The sequence below is a fragment of the Streptomyces sindenensis genome, assembly GCF_014649035.1.
Classification (GTDB): domain Bacteria; phylum Actinomycetota; class Actinomycetes; order Streptomycetales; family Streptomycetaceae; genus Streptomyces; species Streptomyces sindenensis.
This window is the reverse complement of the sequence record NZ_BMSG01000047.1, coordinates 26,888-36,532: the sequence shown is the minus strand read 5'-3', so window position 1 is coordinate 36,532 and position 9,645 is coordinate 26,888. Positions and strand designations below refer to the sequence as shown.

Below are 9,645 nucleotides of genomic sequence, written 5' to 3'. Positions count from 1 at the left end.
CACGAAGATCACCGCCGTCGACTACAAGCAGCAGTTGATCAGTTACCCAACACTTTCTGAGCGCTGACGATCCTCGGTTCCGCCCCGTTGAGTTCCGGCGCGGCCTCAATCTTCTGGTCGCCGAGACCCACCCCGGAGCAAGGAAGACGGACAGTCGCAACGGCACCGGCAAGTCCAGCCTGGTAGAGCTGCTGCACTTCACCCTGGGGGCTCAGGCCGGTAAAGGCAGCCTGCCCGGCCACACCCGACTTCGGCGCACTTTCTTCACTCTGACCTTGGACTGGCCCGGGCACGAGGAGCCGGTAAAAGTGAGCAGACGCGGTGCCCAGCAGGGAGTCGTCCTGACCGACGCTCCAGACGGCACCGAGGGCGAGGCCGGAGAGCTCTTCGCGTTCAACCACGCCCGTGAGATGCCTGTGACGGAGTGGAGAACACGGATCGAGACGAACCTCTTCCGGCTGCCCGCCGACCATCCCGGCATCTCGGGGCGGGCCCTGCTGTCGCTTCTCGTACGCCGCGTCGGATCACACGCCTTCAACGACCCGGTGCGGACCCATCCGCAGCAGCCGACGGCCGAGGCTGCGGCCAACCTCGCCTATCTCCTCGGCCTGGACTGGCGACTCGCCGCCGGCTACCGCGACATCGCCTCACGGGAAGCGACCCGACGGCAGCTGCGGTCGGCGATGAACGATCCATCCTGGCACCAGGTCGTCGGCACGACGGCGGACCTGCGCGGACGGATCATTGTCGCGGAGGGCGACGTGAACCGGCTCCGCGAGCAGATCGCCTCCTTCCACGTTGTGCCCGCGTACGCAGAACTTCAGGCGCGAGCCGACGGGTTGGACAAGAGAGTCCGCTCGCTCCCGGAGCAGGACGTGATCGACCGTCGAAACCTGGCGGAACTACAGCGGGCAGTGGAGGAGGCAAACGAACAAGACACGGCGTACGTGGACGCCATGTACCGGGAACTGGGCGTTGTTCTGCCCGACCGGGTACACCGCTCCTTCGAGGACGTACGTGGCTTCCACGCGTCCATCGTCCGCAACCGCCGCCGCTACCTCGCCGACGAGATCGAGGAGACGCAGGCCAGACTCACGGCGCGCGAACACGAGCGCGACCGTCTCGGTGAGGAGCTCACCGAGACACTAAGCGCATTGCGCGACGGAGGCGCCCTCGACGGCCTCACGGCGCTCCAGCAGTTGCTCGCTCAGAAACAGGCGGCACTCGAAGCGCTGCGCAAACAGCATGAGACGGCGCAGTTCATGGAGGCCAGCCAGCGGGAGATCACGGCGCAGCGCGTCGAGCTCCAGGAGGAACTGGAGCTCGACCTGGAGGAGCGCGGCGAGCAGACCCGGGAGGCCACGTGGCTCTTCGCCCGCTTCGCTCGCCGCCTCTACGGGCAGGACCGGCAGGCATACCTCACCATCAGAGCCGGCACCAGCAGCTTGGAAATCTCCGCACATGTCGACAGTCAAGGCAGCGTCGGCATCAACAAGATGGTGATTTTCTGCCTCGATCTCACGGCCGCAGTGATCGCCCTCCGCCACGACCGTGGGCCCGGCTTCCTAGTCCACGACAGCCATCTCTTCGACGGGGTGGACGACCGCCAGGTGACTGAGGCGTTGACGCTGGCGTCCGAGGTCGCCGAGGAAGAAGGTCTCCAGTACATCGTGACATTCAACTGGGACAAGCTGGAACGCGCCCGCCTGGGCGGCTTCGACCCCTCTCCCTACCTCATCGAGCCCCGCCTAACCGACGCCTACGATGAGGGCGGACTGTTCGGGTTCCGCTTCTGACTCGACCATCGCACCTCACTGGCGGCACACGGCCCACACCATCTTGTCTCCGCAGTGGTCCGAGCGCACGCCCCAGTCGTCGGCGAGCACCTCGAGAAGGGGCAGTCCATTCCCCGACTCGCCGGAACTGCCAGGGTGTTGTGGCGTCAGCCACCTGTCGCTGCAGACGTCACTGTCCTCGATCCACAGTTCACTCCCGCCCAGGCCGCCGCCTCGAGGACCGTTCGGAGAGTGGTGCACAGCGCGCCGGCCCCTGGCGACACGGCAAACGCGCGGGCGCCGCGACGCGTAGTCGCGCAGAGAGCCGTAAAGCTCAAGAGCTCGGCTTGCGCGCCTGGTTGAGGGGACCACGGCCCCGGCTTCCCGGTTCACATCACCGAGAGTGATGTGTGCGATTTTCTGCGGGGAGCCCCCGAAGCCGTACAGAGCGTGACCGTCTGGCGGTGCGGGCAGGCTGTCCAAGTGAGCGGCCTGGCTTGTACGGGTGTTTGTCCGGCCGTGACGTACGGGAGCGGCGCTCGGTGGGCAGAAGATCCACGGACGGCACGGTTGGGCTGCGCCCCCTCTACGCAACCCTGCGTCCTGACTTCCCCTCGGACCTGGAAAGCCTCGCTCGAACTCCTCTCCAAGGCGCCGGAAGACCGTCCGGCCTACACCGGCGCCGGTCGGAGGCGGCTTGCCACCTGGCTCCCCGAACGCGGCGACCCGACAGCCACGCTCACTCCCTGGGCGGAGATCGACCCGCTGCGCCCTTCCGGCGCCCGATGCACGTCCGGTCCGCCCATGAGCAGGACCCTCACGACCGGGGCGGCCGGGCTGATGCCTGCACCCACCACCTGCGCAGCGGCAGGGTGCTTCAAGCCGCATCCAGAGGCCCACAGAAACGACTGAGCTGCGGGCCAGGGCAAGGAATCACATCAGCGCCAGGTTGACTCCGTGACACAATTATCATGTCATGGGGTCATGCTGTACGTAACGCCTTCCCTGAACGCCGACGACCGCCGCGCCCTCGACGAGATCGAGAGCATGCGCCGCTCCCTGCGCCACATGCTCCGCGCCACCCCACGCTGGACCCGTCAGCTGCGCCGCAACCTCACCGCCCGCGCCATCGCCGGATCGAACACCATCGAGGGGTACGCGGCGACGGTCGACGACGTGGAAGCCCTCATGTCGGGTGAGGAACCCCTGGAGACTGGAGAGAAGACTCGTTCCGAGTTGGAGGGCTACCAGCGCGGCATGACCTACATCCAGGCCCTCGCCGACGCCGGAGACGACTTCCGCTACGACGCCGGCCTGCTCAACGGCCTGCACTTCATGCTCCAGGGCCACCACCTCGACAAGCGCCCCGGCCGCTGGCGCGACGGCCCCGTCTACGTCACCAGCCCCGACGACCCCCTGGTCCCCGCCTACACCGCCCCGGACCAGACGGACGTTCCCGCTCTGATGTCGGAGTTCATCGATTGGCTCAACGAGGGCGACCTCGACACACCCGTCCACGTCCGCGCCTCCATGGCCCACCTCAACCTCGTCAAGATCCATCCATGGAAGGACGGCAACGGGCGCATGTCCCGCGCCCTGTCCACCCTGGTGTTCTCCCGCGAGGCCCTGATGCCCGCCGAATTCTCCTCCATCGAGGAATGGCTCGGCCGGGGACAGAACACCTACGCCTACTACCAGATCCTGGAGGAGGTGGGCGGACCGCACTGGAGCCCCGAGCGGGATACCCGCCCCTGGATCCGGTTCTGCCTGACCGCCCACCACCGCCAGGCCCAGCAGGCCCAGCGCCGCTTCGATGTCATGTCGCGGGCCTGGACCCGTCTGGTCGAAGGCGTCGAGGCCACCGGTCTGGACGAGCGGGTGGTCTATGCCCTGCTGCCCGCCTTCTCCGACGCGAAGGTGCGCCGCACCGTCTACCAGCAGGACGCCGACCTCAGCGACCAGCAAGCCATCCGCGACATCCGGGAGCTCGTCGCCCGCGGCTGGCTCGTCCCCCATGGAAAGGCCCGCGCCCGCTACTACGCCCCCGGGCCCCTCATGGACCCGGTCCGGGACGAGGTCCGCCAGTCCATGGAGCCGTACACGGACCCCTACCGGCGCGAGCGGTGATCCTCACCAGCGATCACGCGATCAGGGTGGCCGAGACGTCCGGCATCTCGTCGAGTCGCTGCCGCAGATCTCGCTCTTGACCACTGATGCGCTGCGCGTATGTGGCGAACAGCATGGCAACACTGGTGCCGGCCCACTCTGCCACCTGAGCAGGCGGAATGCCGTTGTTCAGCCACATCGTCAGCCTGGTGTGCCGAAGGTCGTATACGCATTGCCCCGTCGGTGAAGCGTATACGTGGGGTGGCAGGGTTGCCCTGCGGGCGTGGTCCCACATACGGCGGTAGACGGAACCGGCGAGAACTCCGCCGCGTTCCCCGGGAACGAGTCGATCGCCGGGGCGCAGGCTCGCCTCCTGGATACGCGCCCGCAAGAGGGTGGACAGGGTCGGAGGGCACGGCACTATGCGTGTTTCACCCTCTGCTCTGGCTTTCAGACGTCGCTGATCGTGCCGGGTTCCACTGTCGGTCCACGTGCGCCCGATCTCGGGCTCGGCGGTGTGGACCACGATGTCGGCCCACTGCCCTACCCCGGATGCAGGCAGGACAAGGTCCGAGACACGCAGCGCGACCGCTTCTTCCGGACGTAGCCCTGTGAAGTACAACGTGGCGAAGAATGCTTGCAGTCTTTGCCCGCTGCGCGGCCGGTCGCGTATCCAGTCGAGCAGCTGCGCAGCCAGCCGCTCGTTCAGCAGACGGCGTCGGTCGATCGCACCGGCAGACCGCTGTGTGAGGCTCCGCGACTCGGGAACAGGGTCGGACGGCAGAATGCCGCGGACGATCGCATACCTCATCAGCAGATGCAGGACCCGTCGATGCCGCTTCACGGACGAGGCGGCCGCCCGTCTCCCGTCCAGCAGCGTTCCCAGTACCAGCAGCACGTCCTGGACGATGAGCGGATCGGTCCAGGCGTCCATGGTCGGAGTGTGCCGCCGCACCCAGCCGAGTACCGCGGCCACGTCATCCGGGGCCTCGTCACGGCGGTTGGTGTTGAAAGCCCAATCGCTCAGGGCCGTACGGACCCGGCGAGAAGGGACGCCCGGTGGATCCCGGTCCATCAGCGCAGTGGTGACGATCATCAACGTGCGAGCCGTGTTCTTCCGGTGATTCGCCGACACACGTGGCCACTGGGCGTCCGCGAACTGGACGGCGAAGTCGTACCACCCGACCGTGGATGCTCTCGGCTCATGCCGTTCCGGCAAGCCGGACGACATGTTGAACGGTTCTCCGGCGTGCGTCGCGGTCACCAGCTCCGCTCGGAAACCGTCGGCCAACGCGAACGTCTGGAACGTCTTGCGATGGCGCTTTCCAGCGACGGACCAGCGGACCCCGTAGGACTCGCGCAGCTTCCCGGAGCCTCGCTCTATCTGCCAGACCCTGACGTCAAAGGTGGTATCCATGGTCGGCACCTCGATCAGATCTCGCCCGTGGCGCCCCTCGTCAAGGAAACGGGTCCCCGAATCGCTACGGACTCTCCCTCCATGGTCCCACCACCAGTCGGCGAGCAAGATCGTCCCACATGCGTCCCCCAAAATGGCTGACGATACGTCACCGGGTTATAAAATGCCAGGTCAGAGCGGTAGAGATAACGTTAGAATAAGTGTCTTCTAAGCGCTTGGCCGCAGGTTCGAGTCCTGCCGGGGGCGCACCGACCGCATGACCGTGAGGCCCTCCGCGCAGGAGGGCCTTTCGTCGGCCAGGGGGACGTTAGCGGGCCCGGCGTCATGGCGGCGTAAGCGAGGGGGCCCCGGCCCCTCTACACATCCCGCCGCCGGAGCAGCACCAGCGCCCCGAGCATCAGCGCCGTCGTGTACCCGGCCACCAGGAGCAGGGAGGGCCAGGGGCCGAGGCTGCCCACGGACGCGGCGGCGGCGTCCGACGTCTGGGTGAGCTTCTCCAGGGCGGCCGTCGGGGAGAGGCCGGCGATCCAGCGTTCCGCGTCGCCGAAGAGCGGGCCGAACAGGGACGGCAGGAGCAGCAGGCCGATCACCGTGGTGACCGCCCCGGCGGAGTGGCGGACCAGGGTGCCGACGGCGAGGCCCAGCACGGCGGCCACCGCGAAGGACGCGGCGATCCCGAACAGGGCGGGCAGCGGCTCGCCCTGGGCGTACCGGCCCTCGGGCAGCAGGGCGTCCCCGACGAGGTAGGCGAGCGTGCACGAGGCCAGGGCGAGGACGTACATCACGCCCGCCACCAGGACGGCCTTGGCGGCGAGGACCCCGGAGCGGCGGGGGCGGGCCGCGAACGTCGTCCGGATGGTGCCGCTGCTGTACTCCCCCGTCACCACCAGCGCGCCCACCACCGCCGCCAGCATCTGGGCGACGACGGAGAGCGTGAGGCTGCCGCCCAGGACCGTGTCGTCGGACTGGAGGCTTCCGCTCGTGGCGACGAACACCGCGCCCAGAACGGGGAGTACGGCGGTGGCCACCGCCGTCCACACCGTGGAGCGCACGCTGCGGAACTTGATCCACTCGTGGGCCAGGGCCTGAGCCCCGGGAGCGGCTGTCGTCGTCATCGGACTGCCTCCTTCCGGTGGGGCGCGGTGGGCTCGTTCTCGGTGCGGTACTCCACCGAGGACTGCGAGAGCGCCGTGTAGACCTCCTCCAAGGAGGAATGCGCGGGGGTGAGTTCATGGACGGCGACGCCGTGGTCGCGGGCCAGGTCACCGATGGCGGCGGCGTCCGGCCCTTCGACCCGCCAGCCGCCCGTGGGCTCCAGACAAACCCGCGCCCCCGCCATCTCCAGCAGGGCCCGGAGCTTCTCCGGTTCGGGGGACCGTACGAGCGTGTGCGCGCGGGAGTTGGTCTCGATGAAGTCGCGCATGGTCGTGTCCGCGAGGAGCCGGCCCTGTCCGATCACGACGATGTGGTCGGCCGTCAGCTCCATCTCGCTCATGAGGTGGCTGGAGAGGAAGACCGTGCGGCCCTCCGCCGCCAGCGACCGCATCAGTCCCCGGATCCAGCGGATGCCCTCGGTGTCGAGGCCGTTGACCGGTTCGTCGAGGATCAGCACCTCCGGGTCGCCGATCAGCGCCGCCGCGATCCCGAGCCGCTGGCCCATGCCGAGCGAGAAGCCCTTGGTGCGTCGGCGGGCCGTCTGCTCGGGCAGCCCGACCAGGTCGAGCACCTCCTCGACGCGGCGGCGCGGGATGCCGTTGCTCGCGGCGAGTGCGGCCAGGTGGTGGTAGGCGGAGCGGCCGCCGTGGACGCCCTTGGCGTCCAGCAGCGAGCCGACCGCCCGCAGCGGTACGGGCAGGTCCGCGTAGTCCTTGCCGCCCACGGTGACCCGCCCCGCGCTCGCGGAGTCCAGGCCGAGGATCAGGCGCATGGTGGTCGATTTGCCGGCGCCGTTCGGGCCGAGGAAGCCGGTCACCCGGCCGGGCCGGACGGTGAACGACAGCCGGTCCACGGCGGTCCGGTCGCCGTAGCGTTTGGTGAGTTCCGTTGCTTCGATCATGCGGCCGACGCTACGAGCGGGCGCCCGATCGTGAATCCTCCGGCGGGAGCCGGTCCCTACTCCCGCCGGAGTAGGGACCGCTTCAGCCTTCGCCCGCTCTGACCAGGCCGGTTTCGTACGCCATCACCACCAGTTGCGCCCGGTCGCGGGCGCCCAGCTTGGTCATGGTCCGGCTGACATGGGTCTTCGCAGTCAGCGGGCTCATGATCAGCGCCCGGCCGATCTCCTCGTTGGACAGTCCGGCGGCGACGAGTGCCATCACCTCGCGCTCCCGGCCGGTCAGCACGGCGAGCCGTTCGGCGCCCGCCGCCTCGGGGGCCTTCAGCCGGGCGAACTCCTCGATCACCCGGCGGGTGACGGCGGGGGCGAGCAGACCGCGGCCCGCCGCGACCGTGCGGATCGCGGAACGCAGATCGTCCGGCTCAATGTCCTTGAGCAGAAAGCCCGCGGCGCCGTGGCGGAGGGCCTCGAAGACGTACGCGTCGACCTGGTACGTGGTGAGCATGACCACCCGGACCCGGTCGAGCGAGCGGTCCTCGGCGATCCGGCGGGTGGCCTCCAGGCCGTCGACACCGGGCATCCGGATGTCCATCAGGACGACGTCCGGGCGGGTCGTGCGGACCGCCTCTACGGCCCGGGCCCCGTCGGCCGCCTCCGCGACGACGACCAGGTCGTCGGTGAGGTCGAGGAGGGCGCGGAATCCGGCCCGTACGACGGTCTGGTCGTCGGCGAGGACCACACGGACGGTCATGGGGACGCTCCTTCCGTCGGCGGTCCGGCTTCCGTCGGCAGTTCGGCCCGGACGCGGAATCCGCCGCCCGGCACCGGACCGTACGTGACGCCGCCGCCCACCGCGACCGCCCGCTCCCGCATCCCGATCAGGCCGAAGCCCCGCTCCGAGTCGGGGGCGGCGGGCGGGTGCGCCGACGGACCCTCGTCGACCACCTCGACGGTCAGCCGGCCGCCGTCACAGGTCACCGACACGGCGGCGTGCCGCGCGGCGGAGTGCTTCACCACGTTGGTCAGCGCCTCCTGCACGATCCGGTACGCCGTGGCCTCGACGACCACGGGAAGCGCGGTGTCCCCGGTGTCCCGCCGCAGGCTGACCCGTACGCCGCCCGCCCCGACCCCCGCGACCAGTTCCCCCAGCTGGTCGAGGCGGGGCGCCGGGGCCGTGGACTCCGCGGCGCGCAGCACCGAGAGCGTGGCGCGCAGTTCCCGTACGGCCTCCTTGCCCGAGGCCCGTACCTGGGTCATCGCCTGCCGTGACACCTCCGGCGCGGCGTCCAGCGCGTCGAGCGCCACGCCGGCCTGCACGGTCATCGCGCTCACCGTGTGCGCGAGGATGTCGTGGATCTCCCGGGCGACCCGCACCCGCTCCTGACGGACCCGGCGGGCGGCCTCCCGTTCGCGGTCCTCCTCGGCCCGGGCGGCGCGCGCCGCGTACTCCGCGAGCAGCTCCCGGCGGGTCCGCACCACCTCGCCCAGGAGCAGCGGGACGAGCGGCCAGACCATCTCCAGGACGGGCAGCCCCTGCGGGTTCACCACGTCCCGGCCGACCTTCAGCGCCACCAGGCCGGAGACCGTCGAGGCGACCGCTCCGGTCCACAGGGTGCGCCGGCGGTTCCCCAGCACCGCGACCGTGTACAGCGCCACGATCACCGGGAGGTTCAGCAGCTCGCCGATGTGCCCGTGCAGCGCCCACCCGGCGCAGGCCGCCCCGGTCACGCAGACCACCGGAACGGGCCAGCGGCGGCGTACGACGAGCGCCGCCAGCGAGACCACGAGGAGGGCCCAGGTCAGCGCGTCGGCCTGCCGGTAGCCGGGTTCGTTGACGGCCGCGTCGGCGGTGGTGAACGCCCCCACCACCGCCACCACCAGCAGATCCCCGACGATCGGCGGCAGCGCCCGCACCCGGGCGGCCAGGGGGTCCAAGGTCATCACCCCCTCACGGTAGGAGGCGGAACGTCCCGCCGCATACGACAGCGGGAGTAGGACGGCCTCCGGGAAACCCGTGATCTTCGGGCAGAAGTTCGGACACATCCGGACGGAAGTTCGAGATGCGGTTAAACCTTCCACCCGACGGGACGTTCGTGAGGGCGTGAAAGCGGGCAAATCGATCGGGTGGGCTCCGAAAGGCGGAATCCTCTCCCCCAGGACCGGCCCCCCAACCCCCCGCCCCCCGTCACCCGGCCGTCACCCGTCACCCGGCGGACATCCGCGGCTCCCTGCCGCCGTCCGCCGGCCCCCGGTCCCGCCGCCCGCACCCCGAAGCGCCCGCGTGAACCACG

At 69.7% G+C, this 9,645-nt stretch carries 7 protein-coding genes; 2 read left to right on the top strand and 5 right to left on the bottom strand.

Going from position 1 to position 9,645, the window contains the following annotated elements; translation table 11 throughout:
* Positions 1-275 precede the first annotated feature (275 nt).
* Together IE145_RS31405 and IE145_RS31400 are read left to right on the top strand one after the other, a co-directional pair.
* Positions 276-1,796: an ABC-three component system protein gene (locus IE145_RS31405; protein ID WP_229825987.1), complete on the top strand. Its 1,521-nt coding sequence runs from the start codon at positions 276-278 to the stop codon at positions 1,794-1,796.
* A gap of 963 nt (positions 1,797-2,759) precedes the next feature.
* Positions 2,760-3,902, top strand: coding sequence for a Fic family protein (locus IE145_RS31400; RefSeq protein WP_229825986.1), 1,143 nt, complete (start codon positions 2,760-2,762; stop codon positions 3,900-3,902).
* Positions 3,903-3,915: 13 nt separating this feature from the next.
* On the opposite strand, the gene IE145_RS31395 is transcribed toward IE145_RS31400, so the two are convergent.
* The 5 genes from IE145_RS31395 to IE145_RS31375 all read right to left on the bottom strand — a co-directional run bounded on the left by IE145_RS31395 (position 3,916) and on the right by IE145_RS31375 (position 9,295).
* On the bottom strand, positions 3,916-5,298 hold the full coding sequence (locus IE145_RS31395) for a tyrosine-type recombinase/integrase (protein ID WP_189528818.1): 1,383 nt from the start codon (positions 5,296-5,298) through the stop codon (positions 3,916-3,918).
* 356 nt (positions 5,299-5,654) lie between these two features.
* Entirely contained in the window at positions 5,655-6,413 is a 759-nt protein-coding gene (locus tag IE145_RS31390) for an ABC transporter permease subunit (RefSeq protein WP_189528817.1), read from the bottom strand.
* Positions 6,410-7,354, bottom strand: a complete 945-nt coding sequence (locus IE145_RS31385; protein ID WP_189528816.1) for an ATP-binding cassette domain-containing protein — start codon at positions 7,352-7,354, stop codon at positions 6,410-6,412. The genes IE145_RS31390 and IE145_RS31385 overlap by 4 nt, the downstream gene beginning before the upstream one ends.
* Before the next feature lie 82 nt (positions 7,355-7,436).
* The gene (locus IE145_RS31380; protein ID WP_189528815.1) at positions 7,437-8,105 is read right to left on the bottom strand and encodes a response regulator; all 669 of its coding nucleotides are present in this window, start codon (positions 8,103-8,105) and stop codon (positions 7,437-7,439) included.
* Positions 8,102-9,295 (bottom strand): sensor histidine kinase, encoded by a 1,194-nt coding sequence (locus IE145_RS31375; protein ID WP_189528814.1) that lies wholly within the window; start codon positions 9,293-9,295, stop codon positions 8,102-8,104. The genes IE145_RS31380 and IE145_RS31375 overlap by 4 nt, the downstream gene beginning before the upstream one ends.
* Positions 9,296-9,645 lie beyond the last annotated feature (350 nt).